Here is a 21,995-nt window from a genome sequence, read left to right on the forward strand (position 1 = left end):
AACAATAAGGAGGAGGCGATTCATTAACTTCTAAATTCCCTAGGAGTCATACGGGTTTGCTTCTTAAAGAAGTTGTTGAAGTAAGAAGGGTTTTCAAAACCAAGGCAATAGGCTACATCTGCAATGTTCCAGTCCGTATGGCTTAGAATAGCTTTGGCTTCATCAATTACCTTTTTACTTATATGATCTGTAGTCGTTTTTCCTGTGATTTTCTTCACGGCTCGGTTAAGATGATTGGTATGTACGGAAAGCCGGTTGGCAAAGTCGTTGGCACTTTTGAGCTGTAAAGAATGCTCCAATGAAACGGGAAATTGCCTTTCGAGTAGCTCAAGAAAAAGAGAGGAGATTCTAGTAGCGGCATCTTTATGTTTGAGGTACGATCCAGCAGGTTTCATTTTTAAAGCCTCATGCACTATCAGGTTCATATAACTTCTCATGAGGTCATATTTGTATTGGTAGCCTGATTCTATTTCAACTAGCATATTTTCAAATAAACTGCTTACTCGCTCAGTTTGGTCATTATCTAAGAAGAAAACCGGGTTGCCCCCCACTTTGAAAAGTGGGTATTGCAAAAAGCTGTCATTTTGATGGTTGGAAGTGGCAAACTCTTTGGTGAAAAGGCAAAAATAGCCTGACTGTTCTGCTGATTTAGCTTCCCAAGAATAAGGGATATTGGGGTTGGAAAAGAGCAAAGTGTTTTGCTTGACTTCAATCCATTGGTTGGCGTAGTGCAAAGTACCTGTTCCTTTGATGAGTGATATCTTATAAAAATCCCTCCGATTGTACGGACTGTAGTTTTTGCAAGCAATGTCACTTCTTTTGTACACATTAAAATGTCCACCGTCCTTGTTTGTTAGAAGGTGCGGTTTTGTTTCTGTATCCGAAATTGCTATCCTATTGTAAAAGTCTTTTACAGATTCGCTTTTTTGCATAGTTTCTATTCTGGTGTTGAGTTTTTCAAAGTTAAAGAAATCAAACTAAAATAGAGTTGTGAATAAGGAGGGAATGAGGTAGTGAAAAAATAGGGAGAGGTTTTGTCCTTCCCTATTTTTTGTGTTTTATGTACTACTCCAAGCTTTTCAACACCGCTATAAGCAATTCAGGCGTTATCCTTTTTTATAGCTTGGCGAGTTGCTTCAGCTAAGCTTAGTCTTATTTTTTAGTGGTTAATACTACTACTCCATTTTTGGCGCGAGTTCCATATATTGCAAGTGCGGGAACACCATTATCTTCCGATAAAATATCCAAGCTTTTCATATCTTTCATTGAATACTGGTTCAGGTCGGACAACTTTGCCGGTTTGTTGTTGATGATTACTATAGGATAATTGTAATGACCTGTGTCCTCGGTAATGTTTAATTCACTTTTTATTCTGTTTTCAGCATAAGAATAGAAATCCGTTTTTTGTACTTCATTACCAAGAAACTTATCGATACAGATGCCACTCATTCCCCACCGGTAACACCCAGGTGATAAGGAGTCTAAAAAGATAGATGTTAACTTATTCGTTTCTAGGGTTGTATTTACCAAGTTCAATAGTTGAGTTGCCAGTTCGCCATTTTGGGTACTTCTAAGTCGACCACTCCAAATGCTGAGAACTTTGTAAGATGCAGGAGTGGCAATTTCAAAATAGACAAAACTGCCATCTATTCCTCTGTAATCATCATCTTCTAACTCCCAAATAGATTGAGCCATTATGGCCTCTAAAAGTGGTTGTGAAATGCTTTGTGGGAAAGAGGTTGTAGAGGAGATAGGCTTACTACTTTTTTTTGTGTGAATTTTGTATTCACAGCTAATTGAGTCATCTAGCTGCAGCGTAAAAATGCTGTGTTGTTTCCAAATTCTAATGCCTAGGGAATCTGGCGAATAGCGCAAGTCTTCCAAATCGTAAAGCTGTAATGTTTCAGGTAGCCTTTCTGCAAAACCTTTTGTATTTACATTATTTTGAGGAATATCCATTTCCTTTTGCCCCATCAACAGGTGCGTAAAAAGCAACAAAGAAAGAAGTAAAGTATAGCGCTTCATCATCAAGTGTTTTTTTAAGATTGTACAGTGGTATAGGTGTTCTTGTAGACACTATTATGAGGGCTGGGGTTGTAAGCAATGGGCAGCAATGTGGGAAAGGCAAACAGATTTAACATCAAAACTCAACCTCCCTTTTTCTAACTCCCACCAAAACACTTCAGAATAGGTAAGAGATAAATAAAAAAGGGCATTTCTATTAAAAGAAATGCCCTCCTTGGATGGGATTTTATGTTATTCTAAATTCTTCAGCACTGCCATTAGCAGTTCAGGAGTCATTCTTTTTTTGTAGTTTGGAGAGATGTATTCGAACAAAATTTGCCCCTTGGTATCGGTGACAAACACGGTCGGCACAGGTAAGGTTTCCGTCTTTTTCTGACGCGCCTTTTCTGGGGAGAGTTTGAAAGCAATGCCTGCTTCTTGGCTAAATTTGCCACCTGCATCCGAATAAATGCTATACTTCACCTTGTCTTTTTCTACAGTTGGTTCGATGTTTTCAAAGCTATCTGGGCTAACCGCTACTATCTGGTAGCCAAGCTCAAGTATTTCCTCTTCGGCAATAGCCAAAGCCGAAAGCTGCATGTTGCAATACGGGCACCATCCGCCCCTATAAAATACCAACACCGTTGGCTTTTCTTTTATCACATCGTAGAACTTGGCAGTGCTTCCATCTGCCTTGGTAAGTTCGCTATTGGGCAAAACCTCGCCAATAAGCAAGGGGGAAATGTCTTCTGCTTTGTCGGGTATTTGTGCTGAAAGAGTACTCATGTTGAATAGAATTACTGCGCTTAAAAGTGTAACTGATTTTAATAGTTTCATAAATGTGGTTTTGTTTTAGGTGATTGAACAGCTAACTACCAAACAAAGTTTCGAGTAGGGGATAGATAAATCTTAGCGTTTGAAATAGTTGATAGATTTTTTGTTGCGTTTGCTAATTCCCTTCTCTATATGAAAAAACGCTTTAGCATACCTTTCTTCCCAACTTCCGCTAATTTCAATGAAGCGAATTCCGTGCTCAGCCAAGGTGTTTCTATGTGAGGTATCTAATAGGTTCCTATCTGTTTCATTGAGCCTTGTCCCATCTTGTACGTGGGGAACATCATTGTTTAGATACAAGTAAAGGTCTGCAAGGTTGGAGTTGTATATTTCAGAACTGACTTGAAGGGCTTTGTCAAAGAAGAACTCCGAGTACGATTTTGTAATATGAATATCGGTATCTATGATGATGAGAGGGCTATCGCCTAGCACAGTTTGGTCTATTCTTTTAGCATGTTCCATTGCCAAGAGATGCAAGTCTTCAAAGCTAAACGAATTGGAGTTTTCAATAATTTCGCGTGCAACTTCTGAAACTAAACTACAATTGAAATGGGACGAGAGTTTCCTCGATAAGGTAGTTTTGCCTGTAGACTCTGTACCCAATAGCACCACTTTTATTGCAAAATCTGGCTTTACACTAGCAGGTAAAAACTTCCAATACGAGAAAATATCGTTTCGAAGAGCTGTGGCCGAAACAGGGTAGAGCTGCCTGGGAATATCAAAAGCAAGGTGCTGAATATCCATGAAAGAGGCTACATAGTTGCCATACTCTTCTGAGGTGATGAGCAAGGAGTAATCGGGGAAAAGCTGTTTGAAAATGCCTGCCCAAGCTTTTGAAACCGTTTTGGAAGACTCGGATGTATTTGGCAATTCACTTTCTAAATAATTGAAAACTCGAACTTCAATATTTTTTTGTCCCTCAAACGATTGTTCAACCCACTTTTTCCTTTTGGTATCAGGGATAGTTTCTTTGTCGCTACAGCAGACCAACACGCTAAGGAAGTCGCAGTTTTGGAGGGCGAAATGTACCATTGCCTCATGGCCTTTGTGGAAAGGCAAAAACTTGCCAAATACGAACGCTTTAACCATTTTTCAGCAATTTTTTCCAGTTATAAAGCCCGTATGCAACCAAACCAAGGAAAATGAAATATTCTAAGGATAAGAAGTAAACTTCTCTGATGAAATACAGAATAACGCAGACAATATCAATAATGAGCCATAAATACCAGTTCTCTATTTTCTTTTTGGCCAAAAGGATAGTGGCTGCAATACTGGATACCATGATGAAGGAATCTACAAATGGATAAGCTGCTGGAATGGTGAACAGGCTAGGCAGGTAGCTGTGGATGTTTTTGAATAAGTATCCTGATAGGATCGTACCTATCACAATTGCCAGAGCTATTATTAGTCTGTTGTTTGGACTGATTTTCGAAACCTTTTTCTTGTTTTCTTTGGTCTTCCAATTGTACCAGCCGTATAGCGTGACAATGAAGAAGTAAACTTGGAGGAACATGTCTGCATAGAGCTGAACTTGGAAAAACAAGATGAAGAGAAAGACTTCATTTACAATGCCAGTACCCCAAGTTAAGATATTGGCTCTGGAGGCCAAATAAACCGAGAGCAAGCCAAATGCTGTTCCTATGAGTTCTACATAGCTAATGGGATTGCCCCAGATTTCAAAGGCTATTTTTTCAATGCTGAAGAAGTCCATTAGAAACTGTAGGTTACAGATGCATAAAAATTAGTAGGTGCTTGGGTGAAATATTTTTTGCTGCCATCAAAATCTACATACCCTTGGTTGAAGTATTTGGTATTGGTGATGTTGTTTGCGAAAACAGAAAACGTATAGCCTTTGAAATCGTACTGAACCTTGCCGTTTAGTAGAAAATATCCATCGATAGCGGATGAGTTTGCAAAATCTATGTAGGATTTATCCTGATACCTTGCCAAGAGAGAAATTGAAAAGCCGTTTATGGAATAAACTACTTCTTGGTTTATGATAAGAGGTGGGGTCAGTATAGGGGAAAAGACTTCTGATTGCTCTTTTATTCGGCTATAGTTGAAAGAAGAATTGTTGATAAGCGAAATGCGATTGTTAATCTTATAGTCAATGGTTAGTTCCACTCCTGTCCGATAACTTTGCTCTACATTATTAGTGAGAGCTAAGCCGTTGGGACCAAAATTGCCTTGCAGAACAATTTCATTTCGGAAGTTCATGTAGTAGAGGTTGGTATTTACATGGAATTTGCTTGAAGAATATCTCAAGCCTAACTCATGGTCAACTACATATTCGGGGTCTTGTATGAAGGTCAGGGCATTTCCTAGGCTGTCGGCAAGTAAATCATCATTGCCTCCAAATATATCATTTCTTGTAGGTTCCCTGCCCGTGCTGCCAACACTGTAGTAGAGCACTGTATTAGGCTTTGCTTCCAAGCTTACCCCCACTTTTGGATTGATAAAGTTCCAATCCATTTTATCGAACGAAACCGATCCTTTGTAGTCAAAAGAAGAGTAGCGGTATTGGATGTCGGCAAAAAATGAAAGGTTGTTTATGGTATAATCTGCTTTTGTAAAGATGCTGACTTCATTTTTGTAGCCTGTGTTTTCATACAAATTTCCCAAGGCTTTCTCACTGCCGGTATGCTTCCGATCATACACATTGCCATGGATGCCAGTTGTCCAGTTCAAGCGGTTTTTAGAAAAAGTGTAGTTACTGAAAAAGCCTATCAGGTTAGATTGAAAGGCATAATTATAAAGCTCTTCCGTGGATGGCAGCCCTAAGAAACTATTTAAGTTGAAATCATAGTTTCCTTTCAGGTAGGTGTAATAGATACTTGATTGGAGAGATGAAAAATCACTGATCATCCAATTGTTTTGAATTTGGGCGAGGGATTGAAAAAAGCGGTCTCGCTCATTTTCATTGACATTTGTTCTTCTATCTATGGAGATCAAGGAATCTGAAACGCCCAACCAAGCTAACTCATTCTTTTGTTGTCCTGCCAATAAATTGAATTTCCATGTAGACTTGTCCAAGAATAAGCCACTGCTCAGAAACAGTGATTGGGAATTGTTTGAAGAATTGTATTTATAGCCATCGGAATATACTTGTGAGGCTCGTACATAAATTGCTTTTTTGTTTTTTATGCCACTGTTGTATTCCCCAAATGCTCTGAAACTATTGAACGATCCATAGCCAAGGCCAAAGGTTGTTTTGGTCGAGTCGTAAAGATTAGGAGAAAATAATTGTACACTTCCGGCATAGCTTGCTATTCCGTTTTTTGAGGTACCCACACCTCTTTGGATCTGAATTTTGCTTACCGAATTGAAAATATCGGGGTAGTTGGAAAAGTAAGCGCCTTGGTCTTCGGGCTCGTTGAGTGGAACACCGTCCAGCGTAATATTAATTCTTGTTTGGTCTACGCCTCTCAGCCTGAAATAAGAATACCCCTGTGAGCTTCCTGCATCCGAATAATTAGTAATGGATGGGGTTTCTATTAACAAAAAAGACGGCTCTTGACCTGTCGATTTCGTTTTTAACTCTTTCGAATCAATATTTTGATAGGTGAGTGGTGTGAGCTTGTCGGCTTGGTAAGTAATAATGACTTCTTGCAGTGTGGTTGCCGAGTCAAGTTGTGGGTTTTCTTGTGCGACAAGCTGTCCACCAATCAGAAATGTAAAAAGGAACGGTAAAAAATATCTAGTCATTTATATGTGTTTTGATTGCTATGAAGCAGCGAAAGTAACTAGAGTAAGGTGATAGTTCAAATTTACCTTTGGTTAAAAAAATAAGATACCTAGCTCACTTCTTAAATTCCTTCTTACACTTTTTCCAAAAGGCAAAAAAAGAAGGGAATGCTCTGTAACATCAAACATTCAGTCCCTTTACCCTCCTGAGCCCTCTTTAAAATTTCTGGTAGATGCATAGCAATCGGGTCAATTTGTTCGATACGTGCTTTTATGTCTTTGAACTGAGTTGGATTATCTCTTTGCTATTTTATTGGAGGAAACTATTCGTTGCCTAGAGCATTTGAACCTCGTAATCTCACTATTTCGCTTTTTGCGGTGCTTCTGGCTTGCTCCGCTATTCACACGTTCTCTCCACATTCGAAACGATTTGGGTTTCAGCTCCCTGCGCATCAGTTTGATCACTTCTTGCTCTGGCAAGTTGAACTGATACTCAATGGCTTCAAAAGGGGTACGATCTTCCCAAGCCATCTGAATTACTCTGTCTATATCCTGTTCGTCCATCTGTACTATAGCACTTTTTTGACTTCAAACAGGGTGTTTAGCAGGAGTGTTTTGAAGAAATAGGAATTGAATATATAGTCTATTCAAGTATTAAAAGTTTTCTACAAATACCTCTAATAGCAATTGTGAATACCCCTTGGTAGGTATTTCGATAGCGGATTTCTTCATAGATATTTGAGATATAATCAATCACAGAAATGATATCATCTTTCATTGCGGTAGTTAAGAACTAGCGGCCAAACTTTGGTAACACGAACCTATCTAACTTATTCACATAATAAAGTATATTTTCCATGAGAGAAGCTGCAATGTTTAACAAGTCTACAGAGAAGTCAAATGGAGTTGAAGAACTATCCGCTCAACCTAAGGTGGTTTATAGTAGTAAAGAAGAAGGAATGAAGATGAAGGCTAAAAAAGATATTTCCCACTACCGAAAACATAGTTCCTCTGATGATCTGTATAAAAAGAATTTGGCAATAAAACTTAGAAACTACACCCACTATGTTTTTTAGGAAACCTTTTGTGTAACTCTAAACTTTCTGAAAGTTAATAATCTGATAAATAGTTAAAAATACTTTTTTTATATTGCTGTAATAAAGACTAAACATTTTAATAATGAAAGGATATTCTATTCATGTGGGGGTAAATCGCATAAGTGAAACACACTATGAAAAAAATTACGATCCATTGACAGCGCCAGTATGGGATGCAGAACGAATGAGGTTCATTGCAGATAAAGAAGGCTTTATTCCAATTGCTACCCTATTGAATGAAGCGGCTACAAGGGAGAACTTCTTTTCAAAAATTGAGTTGTCATCATCAAGAATGACAGATGAAGATACATTGATGATCACTTTTTCTGGGCATGGATCCTCTTTTCGAGACTCTAAAAATCCTCGTGACTATAAAATAGTTCAAGCAATTTGCTTATATGATTGGATGCTTCGGGAAGATGAATTGTTAATTGTATTGGATGGTCTTTTTAATAGTAAGCAAAAGATTATTTTTATTTCGGACAGTTGTCATTCAGGAGGTTTTCTAGAAACAGAAGACACTTTAGATATAGAGCCTGATAAACAGCCAAGTTTAACCCAAGAGTCTATAAAACCGACTCCAGAAGATCATTTAGGACAGAAAGCAAAATCACTCCCAGAAAAACATTTTGAAAATATCTTTTCGAGAAAGATATATCAAGATAAATGGAAGGATTTGGGCATAGATGACATAGATAATCAGCCTCAAAACGATTTAACTATAAATCACCTTGCAGCTTGCCTACAAAAAGAAGAAGCATTAGAAAGAGAAGCAGAATATAGTTTTTTCACAGAAGCTTTGTATCGGGTTTGGAATATGTCAAGACATTCTTATATCGACTATGAAAGCTTTACTAATGATATAAAGATCCATCTTCAAACATTAAACCCGGTACAAAAACAAAGCCCAAATTTCAAGCAATTGGGCACGCCAAACACTGAATTTATACTTAGTAGACCTTTTTAATTTTATTTACCCTAAATTATTTTCTTATGAAATCAATTGAAGAAATTGACCTTATCAATTTTGTCCATGTCTATATAGATCATGACCATGAAGATGAAACACAACTAATGGTGAGTGCACAGATTTTTGTAGAACCTATAGAAAACAAAACGTTAAAGCTAAAATTTATTGATAATGGAATAGATGCTAAACAGGTGTGGAATTGTGATTTTGATATTGATGATCACGAAGAGAATGATAGTAGTGTTGTTGGTTTTCAGGAAGTTATTATAAATACACATGTCTATTTAATGTTTGTATTCCGAAAAAACCTTCCCAAAGTTGGACAAAATTGGTGTCAGTTTTTTCCACAGCTCTACATTGATGGTCAAAGAGTAAAAGGTCACGATGGAACTATTCACAAACCAGCAGGTGGGGATGGTGATTAATAATTATGAGACTAGTGATACTATTATTTATATCTACATCTTTTATTTCAGACTTTAATGAAAGTTTGTCTAAAGCAAAAAAAATGGCTAATAACTTCCAATACGAGGAAGCTATTAGCCTTTGCTTTGATATTATTCAGCAAGCTGAAAAAGTAGAAAATGATTCAGCTAAAGGTTATGCTTTTATCAGACTGGGTACAATTTATTGTGACCTTGCTAAAGAAGAAATTGGAAAAATCTATTATTTTAAAGCTAAAAACGTAGCTCGAAAAATTAATGATTTACATCTTAATGCATTATCTAACTACGGTATTGCCGCTGCTTATCAGCATCTACATCATTATGATTCAGCCATATTTTTTTATAATGAAGCCATTCCTTATTTTGAAAGTGTGGATGATAGTTTGACACTTAGTTATTTCTACAGCAATTTAAGCCTATTGTATTCCAAAATTGATAGTATTGGTCAGATGGAAGCGTATTCCAAAATGGCTCTTTCGATACAAATAAAATATGATGATCATAAAGGTATAGGAGTCTCCCTATCTAACCTTGGTTTAGCTGCAATGCATAATGAAGAATATTATCAGGCTATAGAAAAGTATAAGAATAGTCTACCAAAGTTTCGACTTATTGATAACAAAAAAGGGTATTCCGAATCTCTGCGTTGGATCGGGGTTTGTTACTACAAATTAGGGGAATATGATAGTGCCTCTTATTACTTCTATAGGTATGAAATGGAAGGTCATGATTTGTACCACCAAGATTACCAAGATCAGATCCTTGAGTTAGAGACTAAGTATAAAACTTCAGAAATAGAAAAAGATATTGCAGTTAAGCAAGCCGAAATAGAGAAAAACCAAAAGCAAATTGCAATACTTATAGTAGTTATAATCGCTATTATCATCATAGCTACTATAGGTTTTTTACTTGTTCGCCAAAAAAGGTTGGTGATGAAAGCCAATGCTGAAAAAGCTATTCAAGACCTACTTCAGCAGCAAGAGATCAAGACTGCTTATGCCCTCCTTGAGGGGCAGGATTTGGAACGAAAGCGCATAGCCTCCGAGTTACACGATAACCTTGGCAGTATCCTCACTTCGCTCAATATGTTTTCAGATGCTTTACGGTCGAAAACAGAACCTGAAAAAATAAAGGAAATTGCAAGTAAGATTAGCGAAACCTCACAAATTGCTAACCAAGAAGTGAGGGCTATATCCCATAGTCTCGATGCTGGTTTGCTTAACCACTTCGGGTTGAAAACAGCTATCCAGCATTTGATGGAAGCAATCCAAGCGTCAAAAAGCATTGCGATAGAGCTGGAACTGCAAATCGAAAGCTTGTTAGAAAATGAAACAGCTTTAGAGGTTTATCGAATAATCCAAGAGTTAGTGAATAATACGCTCAAACATGCTAATTGCTCAAAAATAAGGGTAGATATTAGTCATGTTGAGAAAGAAATGAGTATTATTTTTTACGATAATGGTGTAGGGTTTGACCTTTCTAAAGTAGAAAGAGGGATGGGGCTAAGTAATATTGAAAATAGGGTCTTAAAATTGGGAGGGGAGTTATCCATCGAGTCAGAGGTTGGAAAAGGAAGTACTTTTATCATTGAATTACCAAACATATGAACAACATTAACATCCTATTAGCCGACGATCATCAAATAGTCATTGAAGGGTTGAAGCTTCTTTTAGAAGCCAGAGATAATTTCGATGTTGTTGGTGAGGTAGTAGATGGTCAACAAGTATTAGATTTTATTGAAAAGAACAAAGTAGATATAGTCATTCTAGATATCAATATGCCTGTGATGGATGGGATAGCCTGTGCTAAAAAAATAAAGGAAAGCCATCCGCAAGTGAAGGTGATTATATTGACCATGTATGCGCAGAAGTCATTTGTAGAAGAGATCATTAAGATTGGGATAGATGGATGTCTTCTGAAGAATAATTCTGGCAAAGAACTAATCGATGCGATTGATAGGGTGCATTCTGGTCGCTCTTACTATGACCAGATCCAATTCTTTACTTCGACTAAAGAAGAAGTAAAGACCTATAAGCTAAGCGATAGGGAAATTGAGATTATACGCTCTTTGGCAAATGGCAGGACAAGCGCCGAAATAGCCGAAGATTTATATATCTCCCAGCATACCGTAAAAACACATCGGAAAAATATCCTCCGAAAACTAAACCTCCACAACAGCGCCGACTTGGTTAAATACGCACTGAATAATGGAATAATCTGAGTTAAGATAGCCCAGCAACGACATCGCTCCGAGCTATTACACCTCTTCCAATCCTCCAAAATACAGAGTCATTCTAGACCTGACCCAGAGTTTCTCTTCTACACCTCCAAAATATGGAGTCATTCTGGGCTTGACCCAGAATCTTCCTCCCACGTATCAGCGAGCTACGCAGAACTTAGTTTTTTTGGATAAGCAGTATAAGGACACTAATCTAAGGTAGGAAGGAGATCCTGTATCAAGTGCAGGAAGGCTCAATAGAGGAGTATCCTAAAGCATATTTCTTTAAAAGGTAACCTATTTGCAAGCGATGGCGTCGTCTCTTTACCTCTCCAATTCCATCGATTATTGCGACCAGTTCATTGGTTCATCCACCAATTCCACCTATTATAGCAATCATCCCATTGGTTAGTCCGCCAATCCCACTTTTTATAGTACCCAGTCCATTGATTAGCCTACCAATTCCATTAGTTAAAGCACCCAGCTAATTAGTTAGCCCACCAATTCAATTGATTATAGTACCCAGCCCATTAGTTAGTCCACCAATCCCACTGGTTATAACATCCATCCCATTAGTTAGCCGACCAACTCCAAGTTTTGTGTAAGAAATAAAGTGTTATAGAAAGATTTTATGGGTTGAATTGGATGTCACCTATCGGTTATGAGATTCAGGCTATTTTTTGTGCCGATTTTCTAAACAATTGCATTGTTTGAGCAGCTGATTTTGGTAATAAATTGACCGAAAGTTTAAAATGGGTCTAACATTACTTAGGCAATATGTAAGATTTTTGCAATGAGAGAATATTTTGCCTGTAACAAGCCTAATTTTCATGCTATATTTTTTCTGATTTCTTACATCGGCTGCTCTAGCGGACTGTAAAGGAGGGTGATACTGTATGTGGTATACAGCTAAAAGTTGCATGCAACAAAAAATCTATAGCTCGTTATATGACCAATTAAAATTTTTATTAACCATAAAATCAAAGACTTATGGAAGAAAATGCAAATCCAATCAATAACACAGAAACCCCAAAGAGGAAAGAGAACAACTCTTGGAGGAAAACCTTTACACAAGATGTACAATTCTTGGTGAAAGTAGCAGAAAGCACTAGCAACCTCGCTAGGGCAAACGATGCAGGCTTTACAAAAGGAGAGCTTGAAACCATGATAGCCGTGGCAAAGCAGGTAATTACCTTAGATATCGCTTGGGAGGAAATGCATGCCAAGCGAGACGACCAATACAGCATCTTTAGGCAGTCGATGGACAATTTGGAAGCCCTGTATATCCGCGACCTTACCAAGGCAAGGCGTATTTTCGACAAAGCAGAAGAAAAGGGCATCAGCAAAATGCTGAAGCTAGAAGGCAAGCGCCCGCAAGACATTAGCAACATATTGGACTACATCACTAAGTTCTATAGCTTTATCCTAAGCGAGAAAGAGATTGGCGATAGGCTAAAGAAGCGGAACATTACCCCGGAACTAGCCCAACAGCTACTTGCCCTTACCGAAGAAGTAACCGACAAGCACATCCTCGCCCAGCGCAAAGCAGAAGAGGCAGTAGAAGCTACCGAAACCCGCAACACCAAGCGCGATGAATTCTACAGTTGGTTCAAAGATTTCAAAGCTACCCCAGTTCCAAAGAAAAAAGCTGCAGCGAGTAGTAAAGTGAAAGCTGTGAAGGCTTAGAAATTTTTTAGTTAGATATATAATCTATCCATTTTGTTATTAGCCTAGTGTAAGCTGGGCTAATTTTTTTATGCAATTTTAAAAGTTGTCCGATTTTTACAATGAAAGGTGTTTTGAGGGTGGTATGTTTGAAATATTATTAAACATAAACCATTCAAAATGAAAAAATCAAAAGTTCTAATTAAGGAAAATGATAAACCTATTCAGCTTGAAGTTCAAAGTGGGTATTCTATATTAGGAGGATTCTCATTGACATTGTATACGGATAATGAAAAAAGTGATCTTTACCCTGAAAGGGCGAAATCATTAACTGATAGAATAGTTGATATTTTTTTATTACCACCTGTAGACGTTTTACTAGAATCAAAACTTTATATATATGGTGTATATGGACCTGCACCTACCCACAGTCAAATTTTTATTAGTTATAATTTCCTTCAAGAGGACATTGAATTGAAGGTTCTTGAAAAAAAATCAAACCAAATAGAAGAATCAATCAGTACTGCTTCAAAGAGGTATCATAATTCATTTTCATTTGAGAAAGAGACGGTATGAAAAAGGTAATATTGTTTATTTTGTGTTTTTCTTTTATTCTTAATTTGAAAGCTCAAGAAGACTCTGGAACTTCAGATTCGAAATCATTAAGTGACCAATCTTTAAAAGCAACAAATTTTTCTGTGCCAAATTCATTGGCTTTTGATTTATTAGAAGTGTCACCCTCTAATATTCATAGACCTGGAATTACAAGAGATTTTAAATCTGATTGGATATTTAATAATAATGGGTTAAACCCCAACATAGCTTTTGAGGCAGAACCAATATGGCTTTTATTTCATCGGAAAACTAGTTTTATGGAATTTGAAGATAAGCGAAATAAATATTTAAGAAAAACACTGTCATCATTAAATTTATCTGTTGGTACTGTTACTAAAGATTCAACACAATCATTAGCATATGGATTGAAAATCAATTTGTTTACAGAAAAACATCCAATGTTTGATAATGACCTTATCTTAGATATAACTCCTAAAATGACTAAAATAGATACTTTATTAAGGGATATAGAAATAGATATTGATAATGCTAAAACTAAAATAGAGTTTGATTCATTGAGTCAAATAAAAGATTCGATAGAAGTAGTAAAAGAAAAAGAATCAGCAAGTTTTAATGATTTTGTTATAAACAGACTCGAAGTTTTTGAAAAAGAAAATTGGAATTCTACTGTCATAGATTTAGGGTTCGGTCAAATATTAAATTATGATTCAGAAAAATTAGATAGTCTTAACCTTACAAACAAAGGGTTTGCATTTTGGCTTGCAGGAGTTACTGGTATTGGTAAAAAAGTTATGCTTAATGGTATAATAAAATACTCTGTTTTTGACGAATTTAAAAGAATTGAACCAGGAGGTAATATTAGATATGGGAGTTTAAAGGTTAATGGTTTCGTTGAATTACTTTATCAGTATACAGATTTTAATGAAATGGAAAACACCAAAAATATAATATTAGCTTATGGTGTTGATTATAAAGCGTCAAATGGGTTTTATATTCAAGCAAGTTTAAAAACTAAATATGATGAAGATTTTAAGGTCAGAAATTTAATTCCTACAATTAGTTTTAATTATCAGTTATCACAGTAAAAGTTATTCTTGATAAATAATGCGGAAACATCTAAAATGAATTGGAATAAAACTATACCATGGTTTCTTACAATAGCTTGTACTTTAACATTGATTGTGATAGGGGTATTCCTTAGATCATGTTTAAAAATTTTAAATAGGCATTTTTTTGATCCTATTAAGTATTATTTGGCAGTTTTGCCATAAAACCCAAGCTTCTTGGCTTTTGGTAGTTTTTTCATAGTCTTTGGACAGCCTCCGGAAGAAATTGAACGTGCCGAATGTCCTCTCGGTGACCCATCTCCACTTGATGGGCACAAAGCCCCTGGGGGTTGGGGGACAAGAGGATATCTCGACCTCTACGCCCCTTATGTTGTCCTCTACCCATCCGGTGAACTTCTTTTTATAGGCCTGGTCTGCCAGGATCTTTTCCATCCTGTGCAGGTAGCCCAAGAGGGGCTCCACCACCCGTTGCCCTATCGTGCCGTCATGCTCGTTGGCGCCAGTGGCGACCACTCCCCATACCAGCCCGAGCGTATCGGTGATGACGTGCCTTTTTCTCCCGTTCACCTTCTTGTTGCCGTCCAGCCCCGTGTCCTGCCCGATAAAAGGCGCGCACTTTACCGACTGGCTATCAATGGAAAGCATGCTCGGGGTCGCCTTCTTGCCCTTCCTCTTGCGCTCTAGTTGGTTGAGTGCCGCGTTCAGCCGAAAAAGCGTGTTGTCCCCCTGCCACTTGCGGAAATAATAGTATACCACATTCCAAGGAGGGCGTCCCTCGCCCGAGAGGCTGCGCCACTGCTGTCCGCTGCGCATGCAGTACAAGATCGAGTCCACCACGTCCCTGAGGTCATATTTGCGTTTCCTTTCCACGGGAAGATATTCTTTTATATATTGCCATTGCCGGGAGGTCAAGCGGGTATATCCTGTTTCCATAAACTTTGTTGTTTCGTCACTACAAAGTTTTAGCCTGCCCGGCTCTTTTCAAAATTTAAACATGCTCTAATTAAGAATATTGAATGGTACAAAAGAAGTGTATTTGATATTTGTATTTCAGAAGTGAGTAGTCCAGAATACAGATTTTATGCATACCATTTACACTTAAGTATGATTAAACGTTCAATAGGACTTTTTTCCGGTTTTGCAATAATGTTCCTCGGATTAGGAGTTGCTTTTTTTACATTAAAAGAAAATACAACTCTTAGCTCAGACGGTTTTGGCTTTACAACAAAAGTAGCAACTGCTTCGCCTGGAATAATTGCATTGTTGGTAGGTACTTATTTAATTATATCAACAATTAATAGTAAAGATCATTTTCCTGTATATAGTAAAACTAATTCAACTAAAAGAACATTAGACAAATCTAAAAAACCGAATTTTCCACAAGATTTAGACTAATAGTATTATGAAAACTTTTGTTTTTTTATTTATTGTAGCGGCTTGTTCACTTTCTTTTTTTACTAAAATAGAGGATAACATATCCCAAAAAGATTTAAGAACAACTTGTAAGGTTCTTTATCAATTGACAGATGAAGCTATTGATAATGATAGAAAGGATAACATAGCTATTTATTATAATGCTTATTATGCTATTAGGGGAAATTACAATATAACAGATGGGTGCGATCAATACTTTGAAGGCATAAGCAGTAGTTATTTTAACGATATTGGAAGCTATAATATTAATTTAGAATCTCCACCTAAAGCTAAAGAAATGCCAAAAATAGTAGTAGGAGGATTTACGCATCAGCAAGTCCAAGTTTTAGAAAAAATCACTGAGTTGAATATAACTATGGATGACTTAGAAAAATATTTTTTCTATAATGAATTACAAAAGGGTTACATTGATTTAAACAAATTAAAACCTGAAAATATTGATGATCTAATGAAAATATATGATAATATGAATAAAATAAATTTAAATCATTTTGATGCTAACAAAGTAAAAGATTTGCCAAATAAAAAACTTGAAATAAAGGAATTCAATGAAATTATTAAAAACAAAAACTGAAAAGAGATTCTGAAGTAAAACCTTATATATAATATTCAACTTTATATTAACTCAAGCTCAGGTTCTAGTTCATTTTGATATTTTCTTTATCAACCCCCTACAAAAATTCATCAACATAAGTTTCCAACCTTATCCCCTTCCATCCCAACAACAATTACTAACTTACCCCCATGTACAACCACAACTACAAAAAATGAAAAAACTACAACTCCTAGTATTGATTCTTGGGGGAATCCTATGTCTTTGGGGCTGCCAAACGCCGCAAAAGGAATCCAAGTTAACCTTTACCGTCACATTGGCGGATAGCCTTGCCGAGGAGGTGCAAACGGGCAGGCTTATTTTGGTGCTCTCCAAAGATGGGGAGAAAGAGCCTCGGTTTTCCCTCTCCGATGGTCCTGCTACGCAACTGGGCTTTGGAAAGGATGTGGAAGGCTTTGGCAAGGGAGCTACAGTAACCTTCGATGCAAAGGACTTTGGCTACCCGATCGAAAGCCTTGACGATATTCCTGCAGGCAAGTACTATGTACAGGCAGTGCTTAACCGTTACAAGGAATTTAACCTTTCTACGGGGCATACGGTGCAGCTTCCGCCAGACAAGGGCGAGGGGCAGAAGTGGAACAGGAAGCCGGGGAATTATTACAGCAAGCCCATTGAAATTGAGATTGGGGAAGCGGGAGGCGCGTTTGAGGTTACGCTCGATCAGGAAATAGCCCCAATTGCCCCGCCAGCCGATTCTAAGTACATCAAGCATATCCGCATGAAGAGTGAGAAGCTTTCCGAGTTTTGGGGAGAGGATACCTATTTGGGGGCGCATGTGCTCCTGCCCGAGGGCTTCGACGAGCATCCCGAGGCGAAGTACCCGCTGATGGTGTTCCACGGCCATTTCCCAGCAGACTTCGGTGGCTTCCGCACTACAGTTCCCGATCCTGACCTTGAGCCTACGTTTAGCGCACGCTTCAATGTGAATGGCTATAACAAAATAGTGCAAGAGGAAGAATACAGTTTTTACCAACAATGGATCAGCAAGGAATTCCCTCGGATGATCATCATCGAAATCCAACATCCGACTCCCTATTACGATGATTCGTATGCGGTGAACTCCGCTAGCCAAGGTCCTTATGGCGATGCCATTACTTATGAACTTATTCCCTACATAGAGGAGCAATTCCGAGGAATTGGTGAAGGCTGGGCACGGTTTCTCTATGGTGGTTCTACGGGCGGTTGGGAAGCGCTTGCCGCACAAGTGTTCTACCCTGAGGAATACAACGGCTGCTTTGCCGCCTGCCCCGATCCTATCGACTTTAGGGCATACACGGTGACGAATTTGTACGAAGATGACAATGCGTATTACTACAAAAGCGAGTTCAAAGAGCCCTTGCGCCCCGGTCATCGCGACTATTTGGGCGATATAAGTGCGAGCATAAAAGATGCAAATATGTTGGAACTAGTGTTGGGTACAAAAAGCCGCTCAGGTCAGCAGTGGGATATTTGGGAAGCAACGTATTCCCCCCAAGGCGAAGACGGCTATCCGCAGCGTATTTGGGACAAGAAAACGGGGGAGATCGACAAGGACGTGGCGGAATATTGGAAGGAAAACTACGATATAGGCTACATCCTCCAACGAGACTGGACGACTTTAGGGCCTAAGCTAGAAGGGAAAATCCACATCTACTGTGGGGATATGGATAACTATTACCTCAACAATGCGGTCTATTTGGTGGAGGAGATTTTAGAATCGACCAGAGAGCCCTACTACGCTGGCGTGGTAGATTACGGCGACCGTGCCGAACACTGCTGGAACGGTGACCACGAGAACCCTAACCACATTTCTAGGCTGCGCTACAACACCATGTACGTGCCAAAAATACTGGACAGGATAAAGAAGAGTGCCCCAGCAGGAGCGGACTTGACGAGCTGGAGGTATTGATTATTTGATGATGGGATAATTTGCTGATGTGCTGATGAGAAAATGAGGAAAAACCTTGTGCTATTCTGATGATGGGATTATACGATGGTATGATGATGGAGTGATTTGTTAATAGCTTGTGCCGATAGCTATCGAAACACGCCAGCAAGCGGTATTGAGTTAGAAATTAGAGAGACAACCCGTAAAGCTTGTCACAAGCTGATAGTCAAAGATTTGAACAAGGGTTAACGAATGAAGATGTACGATTTCCGAAGATTATTTTTTTACTTCTAAAATCGCTATTCGTTAATCCTTGTTCGTAATTCAATTTCAGATTGATTACCAATTCCTCAGCCCCACTGACTAGGGTATTTATCAAGTTTTTAAAGGCTCTCTCGTGGAAATATCCATGGGAGAGCCTTTTTTAATGATCATCAATACTACAATTAGGATATTGCTTTTGTTTGTCTATATTTGCAATACTACAAAAAGGAAATTGTATGAAAACATATCCATTAGGTGAATTTGAAGAAATAGTACTGCTTACCGTTGGGGTGCTTTACGACGAAGCATACGGGGTAGCGATAAAGGATGCTATTGAAGAAAAAGCGCATAGGAAGGTAAGTGTTGGTGCTTTGCAATCGGCATTGAAGCGGATGGAGAAAAAAGGGTACTTGCAGTCGAGGATTGGGGATGCCAATGCGCAAAGAGGAGGGAAGCCCAAGTGCTTTTACACCATCACTGCTTATGGGAAAACGGCTTTGCAGCAAAGTCGTGAGATCCGCGCTCGACTCTGGGATGAAATACCAAAACTAGCTCTTGAACTCAAGCTGACATGATAAAAAAACTTGCTAATCGCTTATTCAAGTGGTTTTGCCACCCTGACTTCTACGATGAGATAGAAGGTGACTTGGAGGAAATGTACCAACGAAACCTCAAAAACGGGGTAGCAAAAGCCAACTGGCAATATTTTTTCCAAGTCTTAGGTTTGTTTCGTCCAAGCCTGATGCGTTCCTTTTTCCACCAACCTCTTTTTAACGTTCATATGTTCAGCAATTACTTCAAGATCAGTTTTCGGATATTGGTTAGGCAAAAATTCTATTCAGCAATTAATATCGTCGGATTGGCAGTGGGGATGGGTGTTTGCCTGCTCATTTTTCAATACCTCCATTTTGAAATGAGTTACGATACGTTCCATGAGAATGCAGATAACCTTTATAGAATCACGCAAACAGTCAAAAAAAATGGAGAGGTAACTTCCAAAGGAATTGATGTGACGTATGGCTTGGGGGCAAGTATCAAAGAGGAAATTCCTGAAGTGAGGAAAGTGGTGAGGGTCAATCCGCAGGAGTTGGGATTGATTGTGATAAATGAGGAAAACGATGTAAGGCATCAGGAGAATAACATGTGGTATGTAGAAGACAATTTCCTAGAAGTGTTCAATTTTCCTTTGAAATATGGGGCAAAAGAAACAGTGTTGGCAGATATGCACAGTATAGTACTCACCGAGCAATTAGCTCAAAAGTATTTTGGTGATACGAATCCCATAGGAAAAGAATTGAAGGTGAGTGGGGGAAGTTTGACGGGAGACTTCATCGTCACTGGCGTGTTGGAAAAGCTTCCTGAAAACTCTCATTTACAGTTCGATTTGCTTATGCCGATTCAGTTTATGCTCTCTCATTGGCGTATGTACAAAGAAAGCGATGGATGGAAATGGCAAGATTTTACCACTTACGTGGCAATTGATAAGACTCAAAACCTTGGCGAAACGGCGGCGAAGATTGACCAACTCGTGCGAGTCCATTTGGGAGGTGCTTTAAAAGAGTTTAACATTGAAGTAAACAGTGGTTTCCAGGCTGTGCCCGATATTCACCTAACATCTGATGGGCTGAATGGAGAAATAGCCAAGAACAACGGAAATAGTGAGAATATACTCTATTTCGCCATCATTGGTATCTTCATTTTGGTGATAGCTTGGATCAACTACGTGAATCTTTCGACGGCACGTGCGATGCATCGGGCAAAAGAGGTGGGGGTGCGCAAATCAATTGGGGCGAAGCGGCGTCAGTTGGTAAGCCAATTTCTGGTTGAATCTGTGTTGATCAATGTACTGGCAGCGGTTTTGGCTTTGGGGATAGCGTATTACCTCTTGCCTGTGCTTAGTGCTATTGTTGGGAAAGAGATCAGCTTTGCCATTCTTCAAGATGCTGCTTTTTGGCAAGGCTTTCTGTTTATCCTGATGTTGGGTTCGTTGCTTTCGGGCTTGTATCCTGCGTTTGTCTTGTCTTCTTTCAAGCCGATAAGTGTGTTGAAATCAGTTAAATTAAGCTACAGCGGTGGGTTCAATTTGCGAAAGAACCTGATCGTTTTTCAGTTCTTTATTTCCATCATTCTCATCTCGGGAACCTATCTTGTGTACAAGCAAATCTCGTACATGAAGGGCAAGGACTTGGGCTTTGATATGGAGAAAATATTGGTGGTGAACGGGCCGAGAGTGGTGTTGGAAAAGAATAGAGAATCTTTAGGAGCGCTGTATCAGCAGTTTAAAACCGAAAGCCAGCAGTTCCATACCATAGGTGCAGTGACGGCAACCAGCGATGTGCCGGGCAAGGGATATACATGGTCGGAAGGGGCTTGGAAGCCCAATCAGTTACAGGAAGAAAATATCATGGTCAATGCTGTTTTAGTTGATACAGCTTTTGGCAGAACCTATGGGTTGGACTATTTGGCTCAAGCGAGTTCCCCTTCACAGATAAGTGTAGACCAAGAATATATTATAGTAGACGAAGAGACGGTCAAATCGTTTGATTTAGGGTTACCCTCCGGGGCATTGAATGAAAAAGTGATTTATGGAGGAGATACGCTAGAAATCGTTGGGGTGGTAAAAAACATGCACTGGAATTCTGTAAAGGAAAAGTATAGTCCCATATTTTATGTGATTGATAATCAGTATGGAGCTTATTATTCCATTCAAATGAACTTATCTGACATTCCTGAGAGCATTTCCCATATTGAGCAGGCTTATAAAAAGGCATTCCCTGACGACCCTTTTGACCACTACTTTCTGGACGATGATTTTAATCGCCAATATCAAGCGGACTTGCAATTTGGCAACTTGTTTTCTGCCTTTTCGATACTAGCCATTTTTATAGCCTGCCTTGGCTTGTTTGCCCTCGTGTCTTATTCGGCTACGTTGCGAATAAAGGAAATAGGTATCAGGAAAGTGCTGGGTGCAAGTGTTGGAAACCTGATGCTTTTACTTTCTAAAGAATACTTCTTTTTACTCATTATAGCCATTTTGTTAGCTGCTCCCGTAGTATTGATTGGTGGGAACAACTGGTTGGAAAATTATGCTTTTAGAACGGAAATAAGCATTGATTTTATTCTCATCCCAGCCTTGGTATTGGTGCTGATCGCAGTAATTACAGTAAGTTACCGCACGTACAGATCTGCCAAATCCAATCCTGTAAACGCATTGAGGAAGGAGTAGGGGACAATAATTGCATTAATAATCCCGAAA

The 21,995-nt window shown here is 38.7% G+C and carries 21 protein-coding genes; 13 read left to right on the forward strand and 8 right to left on the reverse strand.

The window, feature by feature from the left end; translation table 11 throughout:
* Positions 1-23: 23 nt before the first annotated feature.
* The 7 genes from R9C00_06750 to R9C00_06780 all read right to left on the reverse strand — a co-directional run bounded on the left by R9C00_06750 (position 24) and on the right by R9C00_06780 (position 7,086).
* Positions 24-932 carry an AraC family transcriptional regulator gene (locus R9C00_06750; protein WPO37141.1) on the reverse strand — a complete coding sequence of 303 codons (909 nt, stop codon included), beginning with the start codon at positions 930-932 and terminating at the stop codon, positions 24-26.
* Positions 933-1,152: 220 nt separating this feature from the next.
* Positions 1,153-2,028, reverse strand: coding sequence for a hypothetical protein (locus tag R9C00_06755; GenBank protein WPO37142.1), 876 nt, complete (start codon positions 2,026-2,028; stop codon positions 1,153-1,155).
* 228 nt (positions 2,029-2,256) lie between these two features.
* Positions 2,257-2,841: a peroxiredoxin-like family protein gene (locus tag R9C00_06760; GenBank protein ID WPO37143.1), complete on the reverse strand. Its 585-nt coding sequence runs from the start codon at positions 2,839-2,841 to the stop codon at positions 2,257-2,259.
* A 72-nt stretch (positions 2,842-2,913) separates the two neighbouring features.
* Positions 2,914-3,927, reverse strand: coding sequence for an AAA family ATPase (locus R9C00_06765; protein ID WPO37144.1), 1,014 nt, complete (start codon positions 3,925-3,927; stop codon positions 2,914-2,916).
* The gene (pnuC, locus tag R9C00_06770) at positions 3,920-4,549 is read right to left on the reverse strand and encodes a nicotinamide riboside transporter PnuC (GenBank protein ID WPO37145.1); all 630 of its coding nucleotides are present in this window, start codon (positions 4,547-4,549) and stop codon (positions 3,920-3,922) included. Before pnuC ends, R9C00_06765 begins: the two co-directional genes overlap by 8 nt.
* Positions 4,549-6,543 carry a TonB-dependent receptor gene (locus R9C00_06775; protein WPO37146.1) on the reverse strand — a complete coding sequence of 665 codons (1,995 nt, stop codon included), beginning with the start codon at positions 6,541-6,543 and terminating at the stop codon, positions 4,549-4,551. Before R9C00_06775 ends, pnuC begins: the two co-directional genes overlap by 1 nt.
* 273 nt (positions 6,544-6,816) lie before the next feature.
* Positions 6,817-7,086, reverse strand: coding sequence for a TIGR03643 family protein (locus R9C00_06780; protein ID WPO37147.1), 270 nt, complete (start codon positions 7,084-7,086; stop codon positions 6,817-6,819).
* A 293-nt stretch (positions 7,087-7,379) separates the two neighbouring features.
* Here R9C00_06780 and R9C00_06785 point away from each other — a divergent pair, with 293 nt between their 5' ends.
* The 8 genes from R9C00_06785 (at position 7,380) to R9C00_06820 (ending at position 14,579) form a co-directional block, all read left to right on the forward strand.
* Positions 7,380-7,598 (forward strand): hypothetical protein, encoded by a 219-nt coding sequence (locus tag R9C00_06785; GenBank protein WPO37148.1) that lies wholly within the window; start codon positions 7,380-7,382, stop codon positions 7,596-7,598.
* 103 nt (positions 7,599-7,701) lie between these two features.
* Positions 7,702-8,586, forward strand: a complete 885-nt coding sequence (locus tag R9C00_06790) for a caspase family protein (GenBank protein ID WPO37149.1) — start codon at positions 7,702-7,704, stop codon at positions 8,584-8,586.
* Positions 8,587-8,612: 26 nt separating this feature from the next.
* Positions 8,613-9,014: a hypothetical protein gene (locus tag R9C00_06795; GenBank protein WPO37150.1), complete on the forward strand. Its 402-nt coding sequence runs from the start codon at positions 8,613-8,615 to the stop codon at positions 9,012-9,014.
* Between the two features lie 83 nt (positions 9,015-9,097).
* Positions 9,098-10,642 (forward strand): sensor histidine kinase, encoded by a 1,545-nt coding sequence (locus tag R9C00_06800; GenBank protein ID WPO37151.1) that lies wholly within the window; start codon positions 9,098-9,100, stop codon positions 10,640-10,642.
* Positions 10,639-11,256, forward strand: coding sequence for a response regulator transcription factor (locus R9C00_06805; GenBank protein WPO37152.1), 618 nt, complete (start codon positions 10,639-10,641; stop codon positions 11,254-11,256). Before R9C00_06800 ends, R9C00_06805 begins: the two co-directional genes overlap by 4 nt.
* Positions 11,257-12,243: 987 nt before the next feature.
* Positions 12,244-12,939, forward strand: coding sequence for a hypothetical protein (locus R9C00_06810; GenBank protein ID WPO37153.1), 696 nt, complete (start codon positions 12,244-12,246; stop codon positions 12,937-12,939).
* Between the two features lie 159 nt (positions 12,940-13,098).
* Entirely contained in the window at positions 13,099-13,494 is a 396-nt protein-coding gene (locus tag R9C00_06815; GenBank protein WPO37154.1) for a hypothetical protein, read from the forward strand.
* On the forward strand, positions 13,491-14,579 hold the full coding sequence (locus R9C00_06820) for a hypothetical protein (protein WPO37155.1): 1,089 nt from the start codon (positions 13,491-13,493) through the stop codon (positions 14,577-14,579). The genes R9C00_06815 and R9C00_06820 overlap by 4 nt, the downstream gene beginning before the upstream one ends.
* 132 nt (positions 14,580-14,711) lie before the next feature.
* Here R9C00_06820 and R9C00_06825 read toward each other — a convergent pair whose 3' ends face one another.
* On the reverse strand, positions 14,712-15,494 hold the full coding sequence (locus R9C00_06825; protein WPO37156.1) for an IS5 family transposase: 783 nt from the start codon (positions 15,492-15,494) through the stop codon (positions 14,712-14,714).
* A 171-nt stretch (positions 15,495-15,665) separates the two neighbouring features.
* On the opposite strand from R9C00_06825, the gene R9C00_06830 reads away from it, so the two are divergent.
* The 5 genes from R9C00_06830 (at position 15,666) to R9C00_06850 (ending at position 21,965) form a co-directional block, all read left to right on the forward strand.
* Positions 15,666-15,956: a hypothetical protein gene (locus R9C00_06830; protein WPO37157.1), complete on the forward strand. Its 291-nt coding sequence runs from the start codon at positions 15,666-15,668 to the stop codon at positions 15,954-15,956.
* A gap of 7 nt (positions 15,957-15,963) precedes the next feature.
* Complete coding sequence (locus tag R9C00_06835) at positions 15,964-16,569, forward strand: hypothetical protein (protein ID WPO37158.1); 606 nt, start codon at positions 15,964-15,966, stop codon at positions 16,567-16,569.
* Positions 16,570-16,762: 193 nt separating this feature from the next.
* Positions 16,763-18,496 (forward strand): alpha/beta hydrolase-fold protein, encoded by a 1,734-nt coding sequence (locus R9C00_06840; GenBank protein ID WPO37159.1) that lies wholly within the window; start codon positions 16,763-16,765, stop codon positions 18,494-18,496.
* 479 nt (positions 18,497-18,975) lie between these two features.
* Positions 18,976-19,314 (forward strand): helix-turn-helix transcriptional regulator, encoded by a 339-nt coding sequence (locus R9C00_06845; protein ID WPO37160.1) that lies wholly within the window; start codon positions 18,976-18,978, stop codon positions 19,312-19,314.
* Positions 19,311-21,965 carry an FtsX-like permease family protein gene (locus tag R9C00_06850; GenBank protein WPO37161.1) on the forward strand — a complete coding sequence of 885 codons (2,655 nt, stop codon included), beginning with the start codon at positions 19,311-19,313 and terminating at the stop codon, positions 21,963-21,965. Before R9C00_06845 ends, R9C00_06850 begins: the two co-directional genes overlap by 4 nt.
* The last annotated feature ends 30 nt before the right edge of the window (positions 21,966-21,995 follow it).

Source organism: Flammeovirgaceae bacterium SG7u.111 (assembly GCA_034044135.1).
GTDB lineage: Bacteria > Bacteroidota > Bacteroidia > Cytophagales > Flammeovirgaceae.